The organism is Kitasatospora sp. NPDC005748 (assembly GCF_040630735.1).
Classification (GTDB): domain Bacteria; phylum Actinomycetota; class Actinomycetes; order Streptomycetales; family Streptomycetaceae; genus Kitasatospora.
In genome coordinates this window covers 18475-37443 of sequence record NZ_JBEXYD010000059.1, presented here as the reverse complement: position 1 = coordinate 37443, position 18969 = coordinate 18475, and the positions used below count along the sequence as shown (strand labels likewise).

Below are 18969 nucleotides of genomic sequence, written 5' to 3'. Positions count from 1 at the left end.
TGCTCGGTTCGGTTGTCCCCGCTGCGGGAGGGTCAGCCGAGCTGCTGCTCGATGGCGCGCAGCTTGCGCTCCAGCGAGTCCAGCTTGGGCATCGACAGGGTGTCGTCGTCGGCCGTCAGGTCGATGGTCGAGCTGCGGTAGGAGGACGACGAGGAGCCGCTGCCGAGGTAGGACGAGTCGCCGAACGGGTCGGTCGAGGAGGACCCGACGGCGGCCCGCGGGCGGCGGCCGGCCTCCAGGGCGCTCAGCGAAGCGGGCTCCAGCACGGAGCGGCCGGTCTGGGAGGTGGCGTCGGCGTCAGCGGCTAGGGCAGGCTCCGAAGCGTTCGGGCCGTCTCCGGCAGCGGTGAGCGCGGGCACCTGACGGCCGCCGCGGGCCCGGGCCAGCATCCCGCTCTGGCGGGAGATGGCCTTGAGCTCGGCGCGCTCGCGGCGGTCGGCGCTGCGGGCACGCAGCTTGGCGGCCTCCTTCGTCTGGCGCTCCTCGCGGACCTCCTCGACCGCCTCGTCCAGGCTGCGGACGTTCTCCAGCAGCATCAGCGACCAGGCGGCGTAGGTCTCGCGGGGGGCGCGCAGCCAGCGGACGATCCGGATCTGCGGCAGCGGACGCGGGACGAGGCCCTGCTCGCGCAGCGCGGCCTTGCGGGTCTGCTTCAGCGCCCGGTCGAACAGGATCGCGGCCGAGATGGACATCCCGGAGAAGAACTGCGGGGCGCCGTCGTGGGACACGCCGCGCGGGGCGTGCACCCAGTTGAACCAGGCCGAGGCGATCGCGAACACCCAGACCAGCAGGCGCGAACCGAGCGCCGCGTCACCGTGGCTGGCCTCGCGCACGGCGAGCACGGAGCAGAACATCGCGGCGCCGTCCAGGCCGAACGGGACGAGGTACTCCCAGCCGTTGGACAGGCCCAGGTTCTCCTTGCCGAAGCCCACCAGGCCGTGGAACGAGAGCGCGGCGGCGACTCCGGCGCAGCAGAACAGCAGGACGTAGGAGGAGATTCCGTAGATCATCTCCTTGCGCCGGCGGCGCTCCTCGGTGCGCTCCCAGGAGTCACCCGAGTCCTCGTTCTTGGTCGTGTTCTTGAAGCGCAGCGTCGCCACCAGGATGGCGGTGAACAGCAGGGCTGCGCCGCCGATGACGGTCCAGACCAGCTGTATGGAGGTCAGGTTCATTGCGGGTCGGGCCTCGGGTTTCCGCAGGGGACAGGTCACAGTGCGACACAGACGATCAGATCCCGTCGCCGGGACAGGGCCTGACGGTGCGTCCTTGCCGCCGGGCGCCCACCGCGCCCGGGCAGGGGCGGTCGGGACACCTGTGCGGCTAGACGATATCGCGTCCGAAGGGGCGGCATGTTACGGGAGGGGACCTTCGTCCCGCCAGCCGACCCGCCGTCGGCTCCCGGCCGCCGTCGGGTGGTCGGCCGGTGGTCGGCCGGTGTCCCGCCGGTGCACCGTCGGTGTCCGGTTCACGTGGCTGGGTAAGCAGTTCGGGTACCCGGCGGGCGGGCTGATGCCGGATCATTGAGCGACGGACCGCCGGACCGACCGGCGGCCCTGGGGGAGGACTGGGATGGCCTCGATTTGGGAGTACCTGCGCGGGGAGCGGAACACCCTGGACCCGGGCGGGCAGCACAAGATCACACTCACCAAGTCGACGCCGCAGCACGCGATCACCGGGGCCGCGGCCACCACCGGCTACCTCTACGTCAACCTGCACTGGACCACCCGGATAGGAGCGCCGCGCTCCTCCGGCCGGGACGCGCTCAAGCGCTGGTTCAGCCCGCGCATCCTCAGCCCGGTGGAGCCGGACACGCAGCAGGGCGCCCAGCTCAACGTCGACCTCGACCTGGCCTGCATGTACGAACTGTCCGACGGCAGCCGGGGCGTGGTGCAACCGCTCGGCGGCTACTTCGGGGACCTCCAGCGCGCGCCCTTCGTCAAGCTCAGCGGCGACGACCAGTACGGGGCGCCGTCCGGCGAGACGATGTACGTGAACCTGGAGAAGAAGGACCAGTTCAAGCGGCTGCTCATCTTCGTCTACATCTACGACGGCACACCCGCGTTCGAGCAGGCCAACGCGGTGGTGACGATCGTGCCGCAGACCGGTCCGCGGATCGAGATCAAGCTGGAGGAACGCGCCCCGGCCGCCCGTTCCTGCGCAGTGGTGCTGATCGAGAACTCCGGGGACAACCAGCTGACGGTGCGCCGCGAGGTGCGCTACGTCAACGGTTTCCAGGCGGACATCGACCGGCTGTACGGCTTCGGGATGCAGTGGCAGCGCGGGTACAAGGGCCCGTCCGGGCCGGAGTAGCGGCCCCGCGCGGCGGTCAGCGGGGCTGGAACTGCGGGCCCTGCGGCGGCAGCGCGAACTCCTCGGGGGCGGCCGGGGGCTGCGGGGCCGGCGGCGCGGGCTGCTGGGCCTGCTGCTGGGACGGCGGCGCGGTGGCCGACTGGGGGTAACCGTAGCCGCCCTGCTGCTGCGGTGCGGGCTGCGGCGGGTACCCGTAGGTGCCCTGCTGCTGCGGGTAGGGCTGCTGCGGTGCCTGGTGGGCCGGCTGCGGGTAGCCGTACCCGGGGCGCGGGGCCTGCTGGGGATAGCCGTAGCCGCCCTGCTGGGGGCCGGGCTGCGGGTACCCGTACCCCGGTTGCCGGGCCGGGGGCGCGGGCGGGACGGTCGGCGCGGTGGTCGGCATCGCGGGCGGCGCCTGCGGCGGCGGGGGAGCGTGGGCGGGTACGGCCGGGGCCGACGCGGGCGGCTGCGGGGCGGCGGCCTGCGCGGCGCCGAGCGGGACGGCGGGCGCCAGGGTGTACGTGCCCGGCTCGGGGCGGGCGACGGGGCGCGGGTCCGGCACGGCGGCGCGCGGGTCGGCCGGACCGGCGCCGCGGGCGTCCGCCGCGCCGTCCTCGACGGTGATCCCGAAGTCGGTGGCCAGGCCGATCAGCCCGGACGCGTAGCCCTGGCCGACGGCCCGGAACTTCCACGACCCGGCCCGGCGGTAGAGCTCGCCGGCGACCAGCGCGGTGACGTCGTCGTTCTCGGGCATCGCGAACTCGGCGAGAGCGGCGGCGCCCTCTCCGGCGCCGGCGTCGAAGAGCAGCAGGCGCAGCCCGGTCACGGAGCGGAACGATCCGCCCTCGGAGGAGCCGGCCAGCACCACCCGGTCCACCTCGGGCGGCAGCTTGGCGAGCTCCGCCTCCACGGTGTCGGCGATCTCGGCGCCGGCGGCGGTCTGCTGCTTGGGCAGGTGGCGCACCAGGCCCGACGGGTGCCTCGGCTGGTTGTAGAAGACGAAGTCGGCATCCGAACGAACCCTGCCCTCGGCGCCGAGGAGCAGCGCGGAGGCGTCCACGTCCGGCGCACCGGGCGTGGCGCTCCAGCGCAGCACGGCGCGGACCGCCGCCACCGGCAGTGCGATGTTGGCGCCCTTGGCCATCACGTGCGTCATAGCGGACCATCCTGCCTGTTCGCCACCCCTTCGGACAACGTGACCGGAGGGGGCGCGGCCATCGGACTTTGCCAATGCTTGCGGTTTGTGAAGCGGAGGGTAATCTTCCGAGAATTCGATGTTTCCGAATCGCATTCGACCGGAAGTCGTCCGTACGATAGGCGGCCAGAGGGCCCCGGGGGGTTCGGCGAGGGGGATCAGCAGCGCGCGCCCGGGAACCACCGGGCCCGGTGGACCGGTTAACCATCGTGACGCCCCGCGCCCCGCAACGGTGCCCGACGGCCGCACTCCGACCTCCCGCAGCCCGACTCCCCACCTGATCGCGGCACCCCCCGAGCCGCCTCCGCACCCCCTCCCGGCCCCCTTCCGCACCCCCGAGCACCGCCCGCACCTCCCTGAGCACGAACCCCGCACGCCCCTGAGCACGAACCCCGCACGCCCCTGAGCACGAACCCCGCCGGGACCGGCGGCCGCAACCCCTGAGGAGAGCACCATGCGCCATTTCGGCCACCTCGCCGACGACGTACGCGGCCGGCTCTTCCTCGAACAGCCCAGGGCCTTCTCGGCGGAGAGCGACGCGGCCGTCCTCGCCACCGCGCTGGGCGCGACCCTCTACAGCCCCGCCACCCGGCCCACGCTGGGTGAGGACATCCGCAAGCAGGCGGGTCGGGGCGTGGTCTCGATGGTGCTCTGCCTGGAGGACGCGATCGCCGACCACGAGGTGACCGCGGCCGAGGCCAACCTGGTGGTGCAGCTCGGCGAGCTCTTCGCGGAGCCGCACGGCGGGCTTCCGTCGCGGGGCGGGGCACCCGGCGCGGCCGGGGAGGCGGCGGTCCGCGACGACCTGCGGGCGCGTGGCGAAGTGCGTCCGGAGATGCCCGGCGGGTGGCTCGGGGAGGTGCGGGGAGTGACGTCCGAGCCGGTCGAGGCCACCGAAACCTCCACCGCTCGCACACAGGATCTGCCCCTCCTCTTCATCAGGGTCCGAGCCGCCTCCCAGATCACCGACCTGGCCGGCCGGCTCGGCCCGGCGATCGGGCTGCTCACCGGTTTCGTCCTGCCGAAGTTCACCGACGAGAGCGGCGGCGAGTTCCTGGAAGCGCTCGCCGGCGCCGAGGCGGCCACCGGCCGCCGGCTGTTCGCCATGCCCGTCCTGGAGTCCCCCGAACTGGCCCACCTGGAGACCCGCCGCGAGCAGCTGTTCGGCATCGCCCGGCTCCTCGACAAGCACCGCGAGCGCGTCCTCGCCGTCCGGCTCGGAGTCACCGACCTCTGCTCCGCGTACGGGCTGCGCCGCTCGCCCGACCTGACCGCGTACGACGTCGCGCTGGTCGCGTCGGTGATCGGGGACGTGGTCAACGTGCTCGGCCGGGCCGACGGCACCGGGTTCACCGTGACCGGTCCGGTCTGGGAGTACTTCCCCGTCCAGGAGCGGATGTTCAAGCCGCAGCTGCGCCGCACCCCGTTCGCCGAGGCGGAGCCCTCCGGGGTGGCCGTGCGCCAGCGGATCATCGACCACGACCTGGACGGCCTGATCCGCGAGATCGAGCTCGACCGGGCCAACGGACTGCTCGGCAAGACCTGCATCCACCCCAGCCACGTCCCCGCCGTGCACGCGCTCTCCGTGGTCACCCATGAGGAGTACAGCGACGCGCGGGACATCCTGGACCAGGAGCGCGGCGGCGGCGGGGTGCTGCGTTCGGCGTACACCAACAAGATGAACGAGGCCAAGCCGCACCGGGCCTGGGCCGAGCGGGTGATGCTGCGCGCCGAGGTGTTCGGGGTGGCGAGGGAGGACGTCAGCTTCGCGGAGCTGCTCTCGGCCTGCCTCTGCGGCTGACCGCGGGGGCTCGTGGCTCGTGGCTTCGGGTCTCTTCCGCTTCTCGTACCGCCTGCGCTACTCGCACTACCCGCACTTCTTGTACCTCTCGTACCTCTCGTACCTCTCGGACTTCTCGGACCGACCGCACGACTCGCACCATCGAAGGCAGGACCAGTAGTGACAGCACAGCAAGAGTGGACCGGTCGCTGGGTGGCCGACCGGGCGGGCGTCGGTCTGACCGGCTCGGACCGCCTCCCCGACCTGGTCGGCCTCGCCCTGCGCGAGAACCCCAAGCGCGCCCACCTGCTGGTCTCCACCGTGCTCGGCAAGCACGTCCCGCAGCGCCCGTCCGTGGTGCACGGCGCCGGTCTCGACCTCGGCCGCCTGGTGCGCGAGCTGCTGGGCGAGGAGGCGGCCGCCCGTGCCGTCGTGCTCGGCTACGCCGAGACCGCCACCGGCCTGGGCCACAGCGTCGCCGACGCCCTGGACGCTCCCTACCTGCACTCCACGCGCCGCCCGGTGGCCGGGCTGACCCCGGTCGGCGGCTTCGAGGAGGAGCACTCGCACGCCACCTCCCACCTGCTGCTGCCCGCCGACCCCGCGCTGCTGGCCGGTGACGGCCCGCTGGTCCTGGTGGACGACGAGTTCTCCACCGGCAACACCGTGCTCAACACCGTCCGCGAGCTGCACGCGCGCCACCCGCGCGCCCACTACGTCGTGGTCGCCCTGGTCGACCTGCGCGACGAGAGCGACCGCCGCCGACTGGTCGACACCGCCGCCGAACTCGGCACCCGGCTCGACCTGGTCGCCGCGGCCGGCGGCGGCGTCGAGCTGCCGCCCGACATCCTCGCCCGCGCCGCCGAGCTGATCGCCGAGGTCGGCCCCGCGCCGGAGCCGCCCCCGGCCGCCCCCGCCCCGCTGGTCCGGGTCGCCCTCGACTGGCCCGCGGGCCTGCCGGACGGCGGACGGCACGGCTTCAGTGCCGCGCACCGGGCACAACTCGAAGAGGCGCTCCCGCAGTTGGCGTCCCAGCTGGCCGCCGCGCTGGAGCCGGGCGACACCGGCCCAGCGGCGGGAGAGGGCCCAGTGGCGGGAGAGGGCCCGGCGGCGGGCGAGGGCCGGGAGTCCCGCGCGGCCGGCTCCGGCCGGGTGCTGGTCCTCGGCTGCGAGGAGCTGATGTACGCGCCGCTGCGCCTCGCCGGCGCCCTCGCGGACCACCTCCCCGACGGCGAGGAGCGGGTCCGCTACTCCACCACCACCCGCTCGCCCGTCCTCGCGGTGGACGACCCGGGCTACGCCATCCGCACCCGGCTCTCCTTCCCCGCCCACGACGATCCGCAGGACGGCGGTTCGCGCGAGCGCTTCGTCTACAACGTCGCCCCCGGCGCCGACCCGGCCCGCCGCTTCGACGCGGTGGTGCTGGTGGTCGACGACGTGTCCGACACCCCCGAACTGCACGACGGCGAACGCTCCCTGCTCGCCCAGCTGCGGCAGGTCACCGACCGGGTGGTGCTCGCCGTGCTGCCCTCGCACCGGCCGGTCCCGGCCGTCCGGCCGGAGCGGAGCGCGCTGCCCGCGCCGCTGCACGGCCCGGAGTTCTCCTCCTACCGCGCCGACGAGGTCTCCTGGCTGCTCAAGGACCTCTCCGACGTCCCGCTGGAGGCCCCGACCGAGGAGCGCGAGGAGGCCGTCCAGAACGGCGGCGCCCACTACGCGGAGTCCCTGCCGGTGGAGTACCAGCCCAGCCCCGAGTACCAGGAGCTGTTCCACCAGGCCCTGCGGATCTCCGCCCGCCGGATCGCGCTCGCCGTCGGCACCGTCGCGGAGACGCTGCTCCGCGAGCGCGGCCGCGGCCTGGTGCTCGCCTCGCTGGCCCGGGCCGGCACCCCGGTGGGCGTCCTGATTCGCCGCTGGCTGGCCTTCGCGCACGGCCTGGACACCCCGCACTACGCCGTCTCGATCATCCGCGGCCGCGGCTTGGACCCGGTCGCCGTCCGCTACCTGGACGCCCACCACCACGCCCCCGACGTGGTGTTCGTGGACGGCTGGACCGGCAAGGGCGCGATCACCCGCGAACTCGCCGAGGCCCTGGCCGGCACCGCCTTCGACCCCGAACTGGCCGTCCTCGCCGACCCCGGCCGCTGCGTGCGCACCTACGGCACCCGGGACGACTTCCTCATCCCCTCCGCCTGCCTCAACTCGACCGTCTCCGGCCTGGTCTCCCGCACCGTGCTGCGCGCCGACCTGATCGGCCCGGACGACTTCCACGGCGCCAAGCACTACACCGAACTGGCCGGCGGAGACGTCTCCGGCGCCTTCCTGGACACCGTCGCCGACCACTTCGCCGAGGTCCTGGACGAGGTGCGGACGGCGGCCGACCGGCTCGCCGCCGAGGACCGCACCCCCGACTGGGCCGGCTGGGCCGCCGTCGAGCGGATCAGCACCGAGTACGGCATCGACAACGTCAACCTGGTGAAGCCCGGCGTCGGCGAGACCACCCGGGTCATGCTGCGCCGCGTCCCCTGGCGGGTGCTGGCCCGCCGCGGCACCGGCGCCGACCTCGATCACGTCCGTCTGCTCGCCGCCCAGCGCGGCATCCCCGTCGAGGAGGTCGACGACCTGCCGTACTCGTGCGTCGGCCTGATCCACCCCCGCTACAGCCGGGGAGCGACCGGCGCCTCCGGCACGGCCGTCCTGGTGAAGGAGTCCTGAACCCGATGAGCAGCCCCAGTGGTTTCCTGGTCGCGAGCGACCTCGACCGCACCCTGATCTACAGCAACCGCGCCCTCGCCCTGGACGTGCCCGACCGGCTCGCACCGCGGTTGCTCTCCGTCGAGGTGCACGACGGCAAGGCGCTCTCGTTCATGACCGAGCAGGCCGCCGGGCTGCTCGTCGAACTCGCCCGCGAAGCCCTGCTCGTCCCCGCCACCACCCGGACCAGGACGCAGTACGAACGGGTCAACCTGCCCGGCCCGACGCCCGGCTGGATCCCCGCCTACGCGATCTGCAGCAACGGCGGCCGGCTGCTCGTCGACGGCGTCCCGGACGAGGACTGGCAGGCCGAGGTGGCCGGCCGGCTGGCCACCGCGTCGGTGCCGCTGGCCGAGGTGGTCGAACACCTGGCGCTCTGCGCGGACCCGGAGTGGACCCACAAGCGCCGGGTCGCCGACGAGCTCTTCGCCTACCTGGTCGTCGAACGCGCCGAGTTGCCGGCCGGCTGGCTCGACGAACTCACCGGCTGGTGCGCCGAGCGCGGGTGGACGGTCTCGCTGCAGGGCCGCAAGGTCTACGCCGTCCCGGCGCCGCTGAGCAAGAGCGCGGCGCTGGCCGAGGTCGAGCGGCGCGTCGGCGGCGCCACCGTGCTGGCCGCCGGCGACTCGCTGCTCGACGCGGACCTGCTGCTGGCCGCCGACGCCGCCTGGCGCCCCGGGCACGGCGAACTCGCCGACAGCGGCTGGACGGCCCCCGGGGTCACCGCGCTCGACCAGGTGGGCGTGGCGGCGGGGGAGGAGATCATCCGTCAGTTCCTGGCCCGTGTCCGGGGCGGGGCAGGCGTGGGTGTGGGTGCGGCTGCGGGCCCGGAGGTTCCGCGGACCGTCGGTGCGGAGGTCTCGCGGACCGCCGACTCGGACGGCGGGCCGGAGGCCGGCTCGCTGGAGTCCGTGGCCAAGGGCTGAGGCCCGGCGCCGCCGGCCGTTCCGCGCTCAGGTCAGCCGCTCCCCGTGCCCGCCGGCCGTTCCGCGCTCAGGTCAGCCGCTCCCCGTGCCCGCCGGCCGTTCCGCGCTCAGGTCAGCCGCAGCAACCGCCGCCGCAGCAGCCGCCCCCGCCACCGGACGGGGCCTGCTGCGCGGCGCCGCCGGACGCGCCGCCGGTGACGGCGACGGCCGACAGCAGCTTCACAGTGTCCTCGTGCCCCTGGGGGCAGACCGCAGGATCGTTGGCCTGCGCCATCGTGCGGCGGAGTTCGAAGGTGGCCCCGCAGGAGCGGCAGCGGAAGTCGTAGCGTGGCATACCCGCAGGGTAGCCCGGCGCGGGCCGGCGGTGCAGGGGGCCCGCACGATCCGTGGGGGCCGCCAAGGTCGCCGGGGTCCCCGGGGCTGCCGGGGGCGGCTCGCGCTACCGGTGGCCGCCCAGGTCCTCGCGGATCAGCTCCACCACCTGCGCCGCTGTCTCCCGCACCGCCGCCAGCTCGGTCAGGAAGTGCCAGTAGTCGGGGTGCCGGCCGGCCGTCTCCAGCGCCTCGACCGCCCGGTCCAGCCGGCCGACCGCCGCGTCCAGCGGAGCCGCGTGCCGCGGGTCCGGCGCCTGCCGCCCCGCCATCGCGAGCCGCTGGGCGTCCCGGAGCGCGAAGCGGGTCCGCTCGATCTCCCGGTTCGGATCGTGCTGCACCTCGTTCAGCTGCCGCAGCCGCTCGTTCACGGCCACCACCGAGCCGTCCGCGGTGTCCAGCAGCGCGCGCACCGTGCCGAGCGCGCCGGTCGCGTCCGGCCAGCGCTGCTCGTCGCGCGCCCGCGCCGCCTCGGCGAGCTTCTGCTCCGCCGCCCGCCCCGCCTCCGCCACCTGGTCCGGCACTCGTTGGAGGTCCTGCCAGCACGCCGTGGCGAACCGCCGCCGCAGCTCGCTCAGGGCCGGCTCCACCGTGCCGGCCTTGGTCTCCAGCGCCTGGATCCGGGTCCGCAGGCTGGCCACCCGCCGGTCGATCTCCCGGGCCCGCTCCGGCAGGTGCTCCGCGTCCGCCGTGATCGCGTCGGCCCGCTCCTTCACCCGCTCCGCGCGCTGCAGCGTCGCCGCCACCCCGTGCCGACCCGCGCCCTCGTTCAGCCGGCCCAACTCCGGGCTCAGCTCCGCCAACCGGGCCGCCAGGTCGTCCGCCTTCAGCCCCGCGCCGCGCACCGCCTCCAGCGTGGTGGTCGCGGTCAGCAACGACCGCTTCGCCCCCTCCACCGCCGGGGTCACCCGCATCAGCTGCGACTCGGCGTGCTGCAGCACCGGCTGCAACCGCTGCAGGAAGCCGTCCAGCTCAGCCTGCGCCGACCCGAGCTGCCCCTTCACGTCCTGCAACTGGTGCCGGGCCCGCGCCGCGGTACCGGACTCCAGCTCCTCGGCATCCAGATCGTGCGCGTCCAGCGCCGCCAGGTAGTTCACGGTCACCTGGTCCACCCGGCCGGAGATCGCCTCGAAATCCGCCGCCGCCCGCTGCGCCGTCACGCCGTCCTCCGCCGCCCGCACCGTCTCCACCGCCAGTCGCACCTCGCGCTGGGTGGAGTCCAACTCGTAGAACGCCTGCTGCGCCGCGTCCCGGGCCGCCTTCGCGTCCGCCCGCACCCCCTCGCCGCCGCGCCGGCCCCACCAGCCCCCGCCCGTACCGAACGACGCCGCCCCGGCGGCGCCCAGCGCGCCCGCGATCACCAGCGGCAACACCAGGGCCTCGGCCACCGCACTCCCCGGCCGCCGCCCCCACCCACTCCCGTCGGCCACCCTCACTGCGCGCTCCCTGTTCCGACCGCTGATCCACTGCCCATTGTTCCCGATCGCCCCACCACACCGGCACCCCCACCCGTCCCACTCCCCGAGCACCCGCACCACACCACCCCCCGGGACCAGGTACTCTAGGCAGTCGTCGTGCCCCCACCGGGCCGCGACGGGGGGCGCGTAGCTCAGTGGTAGAGCGCTGCTCTTACAAAGCAGATGTCGGCGGTTCGAAACCGTCCGCGCCCACAGTAGAGAAGGGCCAGTTCGGAGGAGTGATCCTCACGAACTGGCCCTCGGCCGTTTTTGCGGCCCTACTCGTCCCGTGCCACTGGCGTGCCAGATGCTGGTGCGGGGTACCTCTTGGCCAGCCATTCCTCGACCGCAGTCCGGGACGTGTATCCGTGCTGGCGGAGGAGATCGACGATGTCGCGGCCACAGATCAGGACTACCGGGTGCTCATCGTCACGGATCTCCTTCTGCATCTGCTGGTTGAAGTAGGACGTCGTGACGAGGACCCCGAAGTTTCGGTGTCGGAGCCGTGAGATCAGTCGGCTTCCTTCCTTCACGCCGACGGCCTGGTCGGGCGACTTGCACTTTGCTTCCAGGGCGAAGTCGATGGCGATCCGGTCCGTCGGAGGGCCCAGGTAGTACTGCCCCACGGCGTCGCGCCCGCCATCGCGGCTCCGACGGGTCACCTCGACCTGGCCGGTCGCCGGCGCGAGAAGGCGCCACAGTTCCACCGCGCACGGCTCGAAGTCGTGTTCCCGGCCACGGAAGTGCTCGCGGATTGTTGCCAGGATCTCCTGGGAACTCGGGTCAGAGGGCAGCTGCTCCGCCTGGCTGCGGATGACGGTCGTCGCCGGGGCAGTAAGCGGAAGGTAGGAGCGGGTTTCGACCCAGGTCCGCCACGCGTCGGGGCAGTCGCCCTCCAGAGGGTCTCCACCCTTGATGAGGTGCTGGATCCACTTGCGTGTAATGGCAGCCTGGTCCAGCACGGTGAACCGGGCCCGGTAGTTCTGGAAGCGCTCACCGCCGGTGGTGCGCCAAATGGCAGCGAGTTCGTCATCGGAGGTGAGAGCCGGGCCTCCCGGCGCGAGCAGTCCGCGGAACCGGACGCCGCGGCCGGTGGCGCCAGCCTTCTCGAAGAGGAGGAACGGAGGTATTCGCCGCCGCTCCTCCGGACCCGCATGGGAGGCAGCGAAAACATCCCGTAGGAGGAGGTTGCCGCCGGGATTCGTCCCGTGCAGTTCGTGCCCCGGCTTCCTGTTGTCCCCGTAGTAGGTGAACGTTCCGGTCTGCGGATCGAGAGCATCCGGCCAGTCGGGCTCCCGGCCGGTCGTGTAGAGGACGGCCAGGCGGACGTCCTGATTCCAGGGTGAACCGGCGAGCCGGAAACCTCCCTGATTGCCCACCTTCGGGACCAGCTTGTTGATCGGGTCGTCCGAGATGTTGCCTTTGGTGCCACCCGGATAGAACGCGTCAAGGTGAAGATCGACATCGGTCAGCTCATCGAACGCGGCTGCGGGCTGATCGGTCTGTGATGAGGGTGCACTGGCGGCAGGCACGTGCTCAGGCTCCGTTCTGGGCGACTGGCAGTACGTATGTACGAATGTGGAGTTTCTCTCGGGTCCGATCGCTCGCTGACACTGGGGCGCGATCGCAGCGGAGAAAGAAGCGAGGCCGGTCCGAAGTAGGCCGGACCGGCTGCGCTGAGTGAGCCGGCTACTGGCTGGCTTCTGTAGCCGGGTTGTCGCGCTGGAGCGCTTGGCGGACTGCCTCGCCCATCCGGTCGGCAATGGCCCGGTCCCGGTCGCTGGTCATGTGCTGGTAGATCAGCGCGGCCCTGGTGCTGCTGTGGCCCATCCTGGTCATGAGCTCGCGGGTGGGCCCCGTTCTGGGGGGCGAGGGTGTTCCCGGTGTGGCGTAGGTCGTGGAAGTGGGCATCCTCACTCAACCCGGCCGCGGTGCGGGCCCGGATCCAGTCGTCCCGGAAGTTGCTCCGGCGGAGCTTGCCGCCGCGGGGGCCGATGAAGAGGTGTCCATCCGGTCCGGCGCCAGCGAAGTGGTCGAGGTGATTCGCCATGTCGGCCACGATCTCGGCGGGGAAGGCCACCGGCTGGAGGCCGGCGCGGCTCTTCGGTGCCTTGTCGTACAACCGTCCGGTGGTCAGCTCTGCCTGGTTGCGCTGCACCTGGACGAACCGGCCATCCAGATCGACGTGCCTGCGGCGGAGCGCGGCCAGCTCACCGAAGCGCAGCGTAGTGAACGCGGTCAGCAGGACCAGGGCCCGCCAGCGAGGGCCGATCGCCTCGGCCACAGCGAACACCTCGGTGACGGAGAGGATGGGGCGCTCCAGGGTCGTACGTGTCGGAGCCGTTCCTCATCGGCCTTGCCGACGGCGAGGAAGAGTCCGGCGATCTCGTCCATCAGGACCACTATCGGCACCGGCCGGACCTTGGCGGGCAGACCCCAGATGTCGGCGGTCACATTCCTCAGCAGCTACCGAGCCGGGGACAGCCTGATGAGCGCGGATCAGGTCGTAACGGCCCGGACGATCGTCGGCCCAGGTCGGGACGGTTGTTCTGGGCTGGGCCGCAGGCGTTTGCGGGGAGGGGGCGGGTGGGCGGATTGATCATCGGAGGAGCGGGTAGCCCCGGGGCATGATCGGAGGTGATCGCTGATGGGCGGACAGACTTCGGCCGAGGTGGCCGGGGAGGCTGACGGGCCGGCGCAGGGTGAGAGTCGGGCCGAGCTGTCGTCGCGGCTGAACTGGTTGCGGGCGGCTGTGCTCGGGGCCAATGACGGTGTGGTCTCGACGGCGGGGATCGTGACCGGTGTCGCCGGGGCGTCGGGTTCGCGGACGGCGCTGGTGGTGGCGGGGGTGGCGGGTCTGCTGGCCGGGGCGATGTCGATGGCGGCCGGGGAGTACGTCTCGGTCAGCACGCAACGTGACACCGAGCAGGCCGCGTTGGCGAAGGAGCGGCGCGAGCTGGCGGAGGATCCGGAGGGGGAGCTGGACGAGTTGACCGACTTCTTCCGGGGTGCCGGGCTCGACGACGGCCTGGCCCGTCGGGTGGCCGTGGAGCTCACCGAGCGGGACGCGCTGGCGGCGCACGCGCACACCGAGCTGGGGATCGACCCGGAGGCGCTCACCAACCCCTGGCAGGCGGCGTTCGCCAGCGCCGCCGCGTTCACGCTGGGGGCGCTGGTGCCGTTGCTCGCCGTGCTGTTGCCGCCGGAGTCCTGGCGGCTGGGCGTGACGGTGGCGGCCGTCCTGCTGGCGCTCACCGCGTCGGGCTGGGTGAGCGCCCGGCTGGGCGGCGCGGGGCCGCTGCGGGCAGTGCTGCGGAACGTGGCGGGCGGCTCGCTGGCGATGGTCGTCACCTACAGCGGCGGTGTCCTGCTCGACCGGGTGACGGGCGGCTGACCGGCACCTGACCGGCGTCCGAGCGGGTGCGGGGCCAGGGAGGCTGTGTTTGTGTGAGCGCAGACTGCTTGGGAGAGGTGAACCACGGTGACCATGCCCCCGTTCGGATCGAGCGATCCGTTCTCCGACCTGCTCAGCCGGTTCTTCGGCATGAGTCCGACGGCCTCCCCGCCCGCCGTGCAGCGGGTGCCGATCGGGCGGCTGCTGAGCGAGTCCTCGCAGGAGTTGCTGGCGCTCGCCGCGCGACGCGCCACCGAGGACGGGAGCAGCGACCTCGACACCGCTCATCTGGTCTGGGCCGCCACCAAGGTGGAGGCCTCGCGGCGGATGCTGGAGCGTGCCGGCATCGACCCCGAGCAGCTCGCCGAGGACCTGGGCAGGGAACTGCCGTCCGGGGGCGGGGCGCAGACGCCGGGCGGCCGCCCGGCGCTCACGCCGTCCGCCAAGCGCGCGCTGCTCGCCGCGCACGCCCGTTCCCAGGAGGCCGGCGCGTCGTACATCGGGCCGGAGCACATCCTCGGCGCGCTGCTGGACGAGGAGCGCTCCGGCGCCGGCACGGCGCTGCGCAACGCGGCGCCCTCGCCGGAGGCGCTGCGCACGGTGATGGAAGGGCGCGGGACGGGTGGTGAGCGCAGCGGCACCGGCGCGCGCCCGAGCCAGACGCCCACGCTGGACGAGTACGGCCGGGACCTGACCGAGGAGGCGCGGGCGGGCAGGCTGGATCCGGTGGTCGGCCGGGCCGAGGAGATCGAGCAGACCGTCGAGATCCTCTCCCGCCGGACCAAGAACAACCCGGTGCTGATCGGCGAACCCGGCGTCGGCAAGACCGCCATCGTGGAGGGTCTGGCGCAGCGGATCGTCTCCGGGGACGTGCCGCAGAGCCTGCGCGAGAAGCGGGTGGTCGCCCTCGACCTCACCGGGCTGGTGGCGGGTTCCAAGTACCGGGGCGAGTTCGAGGAACGGCTGAAGAGCGTGATCGACGAGGTCACGGCGGCCGAGAAGAGCGTGATCCTCTTCCTGGACGAGCTGCACACCGTGGTCGGCGCGGGCGGTGGCGGCGAGGGTTCGATGGACGCGGGCAACATCCTCAAGCCGGCGCTGGCCCGCGGCGAACTGAGCGTGGTGGGCGCCACCACCCTCGACGAGTACCGCAAGCACGTGGAGAAGGACGCCGCGTTGGAGCGCCGCTTCCAGCCGGTGCTGGTGCCGGAGCCGAGCGTCGAGGAGACGGTCGAGATCCTGCACGGGCTGCGTGACGCCTACGAGGCGCACCACCAGGTGCGGTTCACCGACGAGGCGCTGGACGCCGCCGCGAGCCTCTCCGACCGCTACGTGAGCGACCGCTTCCTGCCCGACAAGGCGATCGACCTGCTGGACCAGGCCGGTGCGCGGGTGCGGCTGCGCAGCCTGAGCGGCTCCACCGAGGCGATGCCGGTGCAGGACCGGATCACCAAGCTGCGCCGGGAGCTGGAGGAGGCCGTCGCGGACGAGGAGTTCGTGCGGGCCGCCAACCTCAAGACCGAGCTGCGGCAGACCGAGGACGAGCTGGCCGCGGTCAGGGAGTCGCGCGAGGAGGTCGTCGCGGTCACCGCGGAGGACATCGCGCAGGTGCTCTCGGGACGGACGGGCATCCCGGTCGCGGAGCTGAACGCGACCGAGCGCGAGCGGCTGCTCCAACTGGAGGAGCACCTGCACCGGAAGGTGATCGGGCAGGACCAGGCCGTCACGGCGGTCGCCCAGGCGGTGCGGCGCGGCCGGGCCGGGATGGGCGACCCGGAGCGGCCGACCGGGTCCTTCCTGTTCCTCGGGCCGACCGGCGTCGGCAAGACCGAACTCGCGAAGGCGCTGGCCGAGCTGCTGTTCGGTGACCCGGACCGCATGATCCGCTTCGACATGAGCGAGTTCCAGGAGAAGCACACCGTCTCCCGGCTGGTCGGCTCGCCGCCCGGGTACGTCGGCTACGAAGAGGCGGGGCAGCTCACCGAGGCGGTCCGCCGCAAGCCGTACAGCGTGCTGCTCTTCGACGAGGTGGAGAAGGCGCATCCGGACGTCTTCAACCTGCTGCTCCAGGTGCTGGACGACGGGCGGCTGACGGACGCCCAGGGGCGTACGGTCGACTTCCGCAACACCGTGGTGATCATGACCAGCAACATCGGCTCGCAGCGGATCCTGGAGCACGCGGGCGACGTGGACGAGATCAGGGACGACCTGATGGGGGACCTGCGGACGCACTTCCGGCCGGAGTTCCTCAACCGGATCGACGAGGTGATCGTCTTCCACGCGCTCTCCCGCAAGGACCTCCTCAAGGTGGTCGACCTGATGCTGGAGCGGAGCCGGCGCCGGCTGAAGGCGCAGAACATCGACCTGGAGATCACCGACGGGGCCAAGGAGTGGCTGGTCAACCGGGGCTACCAGCCGGAGTTCGGGGCGCGGCCGCTGCGCCGCACCATCCAGTCCGAGCTGGACAACCGGATCTCCAACCTGCTGCTGGACGGCACGGTCCGGGAGGGGGACACGCTGATCGCGGAGGTGGACGCGGGCGAGCTGGTGGTGGCGCTGGCCCGGCCGGAGCCGTCGGCGAAGGCGGAGGACGCCTGGGCGAAGGCCGCCGATCCGCAGTAGCGCGGTGCGGTCGGCTTTGCCGGTGCGGACCAGGTCGGACCGGTCAGCGAGGTTCGGGCGTACTCCCGCGGGAGTACGCCCGAACGCCACCCCGGGGTGACGCGGTGGGCCGGGCCCGGGGTCTAGCCTTCCGGGCATGACGCCGCGTACACCCAAGCCGTCGCGGGCGCACCCCGGGCCGTCGTCGTCGGAGGTGCCGCCCGTGTCGGGAATGCCCCCCGGGGCGGGAGAGCATCCCCGGCCGGGGTCCGCCATGCCCGAGGGCGGGCGGGCCGAGCCCTGGCGCCCGCCGTGGGTGCGGGCGGCGAAGGCCGGCTGGCCGGTCGCCACCGCGCTGGTCGTCGCGGCGGTGCAGGTGGTGGGGTCCACGGCGGCCGCCGGCCACCAGAGCGGACGGGTCCAGCTGGACCCGTTCGGCTACCTGCTGCTGCTCCTCGGGCCCGCGTTGCTGGTGCTGCGCCGCCGGTGGCCGGTGGCGGCGGTGACGGGCAGCTCGGCCGTCACGGTGCTGTACCTGGCCGCCGGCTATCCGTACGGGCCGGTCTTCGCCAGCTGGGTGATCGCCTGCTGCGTGGCGGTCGCCTCCGGGCACCGGCAGGCCGCCTGGGCGGGCCTCGGCGGGGTCTACCTCGCCCATGTGCTGATCACCTTCGTGGTGCCGGCCGACTGGCTGCGTACGGAGCCGCAGCAGATCGCCTGGTGGCAGGAGCTCGGGCTGGTGGCCTGGCTGCTGCTGGTGCTGTCGGTGGCCGAGATCGTCCGGTTCCGGCGGGAGCAGCTCGCCGCCCACCGCGAGTACCGCCAGCAGCAGGAGCAGCGCCGGGCGGACGAGGAACGGCTGCGGATGGCGCGCGAGTTGCACGACATCCTGGCGCACAGCCTGTCGCTGATCACGGTCCAGGCCGGGGTCGCGCTGGAACTGATCGACAGCAGGCCGGAGCAGGCCCGTACGGCGCTCACGACGATCAAGGCGACCAGCAAGGAGGCCCTCGGCGAGGTCCGCCAGGTGCTGGGGACGCTGCGCGGGCCGGGTACGGCCGCGCCGCGCGGTCCGGCGCCCGGGCTGGCCCGGCTCGACGAGCTGACCGAGCAGGCGCAGCGGGCCGGGCTGGCCGTCGAGGTGCGCGAGACGGGTGACCGGCGCGCACCGGCCGCCGGCGTCGACCTCACGGCGTTCCGGATCGTCCAGGAGGCGTTGACCAACGTGATCCGGCACTCGGTGGCCCGGCGGGCCACGGTCGGTCTGGACTGGTCGGACCCGACCGCGCTGGTCGTCACGGTCGACGACCCCGGTCCGGCCGCGCTCGGCGACGCGGGTGGCACCGGCAGCGGGCTCATCGGCATGCGGGAGCGGGCCGCCGCGTTCGGCGGCGCCATCACGGCGGGGCCGCTGGTCGGCGGCGGATTCCGGGTCCGGGCGACGCTGCCCACGACCGGTGCGGAGGACGAGTGATCCGGGTACTGCTGGCGGACGACCAGTTGCTGGTGCGGGCGGGCTTCCGGGCGCTGCTCGACCAGCAGGACGACCTCACGGTGGTCGGTGAGGCGGACGACGGCGACGCCGCCGTCCGGCTCGCCCGCGAACTCCGCCCGGACGTCGTCCTGATGGACATCCGGATGCCTCGCACGGACGGGCTGGAGGCGACCCGGCGGATCGCCGCCGATCCGGCCCTGACCGAGGTGCGGGTGGTCGTGCTGACCACCTTCGAGCTGGACGAGTACGTCTTCGAGGCCCTGCGATCGGGGGCGGCCGGCTTCCTGGTCAAGGACACCGAGCCGGCCGAGCTGCTGCGTGCCGTCCGGGTCGCGGCCGCGGGGGACGCGCTGCTCTCGCCGGGGGTGACGCGCCGTCTGATCGGCGAGTTCGCCGCCCGCTCCAAGGCGCCGGAGCAGACCCCGGCGGGGCTCTCGGACGTCTCGGCGCTCACCGAGCGGGAGCGGGAGGTGCTGGCGCTGGTGGGTCTGGGGCTGTCCAACGCGGACATCGCCCGCCGACTGGTGGTCAGCCCGCTGACCGCCAAGACGCACGTCAGCCGGGCGATGGTGAAGCTCGGTGTGCGGGACCGGGCGCAACTCGTCGTGCTGGCCTACGAGTCGGGGCTGGTCCGGCCCGGCTGGCTGGGCTGAGCGCGGCTTCCGGCGGGTGGGGGCACGGGTCTGGACGACGTCCCGGCCCGGGCC

The 18969-nt window shown here is 73.3% G+C and carries 14 protein-coding genes, 1 tRNA gene and 1 pseudogene; 9 read left to right on the top strand and 7 right to left on the bottom strand.

The window, feature by feature from the left end; genetic code table 11:
* Positions 1–32: 32 nt before the first annotated feature.
* A complete protein-coding gene (locus tag ABZ495_RS30165; protein ID WP_329487471.1) occupies positions 33–1172 on the bottom strand; it encodes a DUF2637 domain-containing protein in 1140 nt (379 codons plus the stop codon).
* A 397-nt stretch (positions 1173–1569) separates the two neighbouring features.
* Between ABZ495_RS30165 and ABZ495_RS30160 the strand changes: the two genes are divergently transcribed.
* Positions 1570–2310: a Tellurium resistance gene (locus ABZ495_RS30160; RefSeq protein WP_329487470.1), complete on the top strand. Its 741-nt coding sequence runs from the start codon at positions 1570–1572 to the stop codon at positions 2308–2310.
* Between the two features lie 16 nt (positions 2311–2326).
* Here the strand turns inward: ABZ495_RS30160 and ABZ495_RS30155 are convergent, their stop codons facing one another.
* Positions 2327–3445: a TerD family protein gene (locus ABZ495_RS30155; protein ID WP_359839060.1), complete on the bottom strand. Its 1119-nt coding sequence runs from the start codon at positions 3443–3445 to the stop codon at positions 2327–2329.
* Positions 3446–3938: 493 nt separating this feature from the next.
* Between ABZ495_RS30155 and ABZ495_RS30150 the strand changes: the two genes are divergently transcribed.
* From ABZ495_RS30150 to ABZ495_RS30140, 3 genes are all read left to right on the top strand, one after another.
* Positions 3939–5285, top strand: coding sequence for an HpcH/HpaI aldolase/citrate lyase family protein (locus ABZ495_RS30150; protein ID WP_359839058.1), 1347 nt, complete (start codon positions 3939–3941; stop codon positions 5283–5285).
* A 159-nt stretch (positions 5286–5444) separates the two neighbouring features.
* Entirely contained in the window at positions 5445–7979 is a 2535-nt protein-coding gene (locus tag ABZ495_RS30145; protein WP_359839056.1) for a phosphoribosyltransferase, read from the top strand.
* 5 nt (positions 7980–7984) lie between these two features.
* A complete protein-coding gene (locus ABZ495_RS30140) occupies positions 7985–8944 on the top strand; it encodes an HAD family hydrolase (protein ID WP_359839054.1) in 960 nt (319 codons plus the stop codon).
* A 112-nt stretch (positions 8945–9056) separates the two neighbouring features.
* Here ABZ495_RS30140 and ABZ495_RS30135 read toward each other — a convergent pair whose 3' ends face one another.
* Entirely contained in the window at positions 9057–9278 is a 222-nt protein-coding gene (locus tag ABZ495_RS30135; protein ID WP_329487465.1) for a zinc ribbon domain-containing protein, read from the bottom strand.
* A 105-nt stretch (positions 9279–9383) separates the two neighbouring features.
* Positions 9384–10703 carry a hypothetical protein gene (locus tag ABZ495_RS30130; protein WP_359839052.1) on the bottom strand — a complete coding sequence of 440 codons (1320 nt, stop codon included), beginning with the start codon at positions 10701–10703 and terminating at the stop codon, positions 9384–9386.
* A 210-nt stretch (positions 10704–10913) separates the two neighbouring features.
* Between ABZ495_RS30130 and ABZ495_RS30125 the strand changes: the two genes are divergently transcribed.
* Positions 10914–10985, top strand: a tRNA-Val gene (locus ABZ495_RS30125).
* Positions 10986–11050: 65 nt separating this feature from the next.
* Here the strand turns inward: ABZ495_RS30125 and ABZ495_RS30120 are convergent.
* The 3 genes and pseudogenes from ABZ495_RS30120 to ABZ495_RS30110 form a co-directional block, all read right to left on the bottom strand.
* A complete protein-coding gene (locus ABZ495_RS30120; RefSeq protein WP_359839051.1) occupies positions 11051–12304 on the bottom strand; it encodes a restriction endonuclease in 1254 nt (417 codons plus the stop codon).
* A gap of 157 nt (positions 12305–12461) precedes the next feature.
* The gene (locus tag ABZ495_RS30115) at positions 12462–12611 is read right to left on the bottom strand and encodes an integrase (protein WP_359839049.1); all 150 of its coding nucleotides are present in this window, start codon (positions 12609–12611) and stop codon (positions 12462–12464) included.
* A 94-nt stretch (positions 12612–12705) separates the two neighbouring features.
* A pseudogene (locus ABZ495_RS30110) lies at positions 12706–13056 on the bottom strand (site-specific integrase); the annotation flags it as partial.
* Between the two features lie 363 nt (positions 13057–13419).
* Between ABZ495_RS30110 and ABZ495_RS30105 the strand changes: the two are divergent.
* The 4 genes from ABZ495_RS30105 (at position 13420) to ABZ495_RS30090 (ending at position 18915) form a co-directional block, all read left to right on the top strand.
* Entirely contained in the window at positions 13420–14166 is a 747-nt protein-coding gene (locus tag ABZ495_RS30105; RefSeq protein WP_329487463.1) for a VIT family protein, read from the top strand.
* 87 nt (positions 14167–14253) lie between these two features.
* On the top strand, positions 14254–16788 hold the full coding sequence (locus ABZ495_RS30100) for an ATP-dependent Clp protease ATP-binding subunit (RefSeq protein WP_359839047.1): 2535 nt from the start codon (positions 14254–14256) through the stop codon (positions 16786–16788).
* Positions 16789–17041: 253 nt separating this feature from the next.
* Positions 17042–18241, top strand: coding sequence for a sensor histidine kinase (locus tag ABZ495_RS30095; RefSeq protein ID WP_359802893.1), 1200 nt, complete (start codon positions 17042–17044; stop codon positions 18239–18241).
* A complete protein-coding gene (locus tag ABZ495_RS30090) occupies positions 18238–18915 on the top strand; it encodes a response regulator transcription factor (RefSeq protein ID WP_359802891.1) in 678 nt (225 codons plus the stop codon). The genes ABZ495_RS30095 and ABZ495_RS30090 overlap by 4 nt, the downstream gene beginning before the upstream one ends.
* Positions 18916–18969 lie beyond the last annotated feature (54 nt).